This window comes from Flavobacterium sp. UBA4854, assembly GCF_002399805.1.
Lineage (GTDB): Bacteria > Bacteroidota > Bacteroidia > Flavobacteriales > Flavobacteriaceae > Flavobacterium > Flavobacterium ginsengisoli.
The window spans coordinates 23,407-24,501 of the sequence record NZ_DHEI01000113.1 but is presented as its reverse complement, the minus strand read 5'-3'; the positions used below and the strand labels follow the sequence as shown (position 1 = coordinate 24,501).

1 protein-coding gene and 1 pseudogene are annotated in these 1,095 nt (G+C 30.0%); both read left to right on the top strand.

Annotated features, from left to right (window positions below; translation table 11 throughout):
• Positions 1-210 (top strand): annotated as a pseudogene (locus tag B3J44_RS16850) (DNA-deoxyinosine glycosylase); the annotation flags it as partial.
• 299 nt (positions 211-509) lie between these two features.
• On the top strand, positions 510-944 hold the full coding sequence (locus tag B3J44_RS16845) for a DUF6526 family protein (protein ID WP_278021100.1): 435 nt from the start codon (positions 510-512) through the stop codon (positions 942-944).
• Positions 945-1,095: the final 151 nt, after the last annotated feature.

Below are 1,095 nucleotides of genomic sequence, written 5' to 3'. Positions count from 1 at the left end.
GCAAATGATTTCGAACATTTTTTAGCAACTCACTCTAAAATAGACAGTATTCTTTTTAACGGACAAAAGGCGGCGGCATTTTTTAAAAAATATGTTCACTTAACAAAGGAATATAAAACGTTTACACTTCCATCAACAAGTCCTGCCAATGCTGGCAAGACTTTTCAAGATAAATTAAAGGAATGGAGTGTCATTGAAACCTTATTATAAAGACTCTTTTTTATACAATTTAAATACGAATATTGGAATCATGTAACTTTTTCCTTTTAAAGTATAACAAAATTTAACCGCTCTCGATCTAATTTTACATCAAAGAAAAATAAGCCATATTGAAGATTTGAAAAACGAAATGGAAAGGCTTTCTTCTTATTAAAATTTACAAAGCAAACTGTAAAAAGTTTAGTCTATAAAGAGAACATTGGTTATGTTAGTTTATTTTTGGGAAAAAGCTACTCTATAGAAATATAGAGTAGCTTTGTTTTTATAGGCTGCCATTTAAACATAAAAACATGAAAATCCAGACATATTACAATCATATACGATTTTATACTCCGCACCATTTTATATATTATCCTGTTTTAATTTTATTTTTAGTTGCTAGCGTTTATTTGGCTATCACAACAGAAGATCATTTAATATGGGGTTTTATCAGCGTAGCTTTCGTATTTCTTTTTGCAGTAGCCTACATGCTGCGCCAGCATTATGCGCTAACGCTTCAAAACAGAATTGTACGTTTAGAAATGCGTTACCGATACTTTACTCTTACAGGGAAAAGATTTGAAGAATTTGAATACAAGCTTACAGATGATCAAATATTTGCATTGCGTTTTGCGCCAGACAACGAATTAGTTCCGCTTGTTGAAGACGTTTTAAAAAATAACTTAACTGGAAATGCAATCAAAAAAGCAATCGTACACTGGAAAGCAGATTATCATAGAGTTTAGCAAAAATCTAATTGCAATGACAATGGCAAAATCAATTGAAAATTTAAGTTGATTTTGCCATTGTTATTTTTACTAAACCTTTTTCTTATTGAAAAGAATGTAAAATAAAAACAAGAAGATCCAAACTATCACAATTACAGCAAAGTAGATT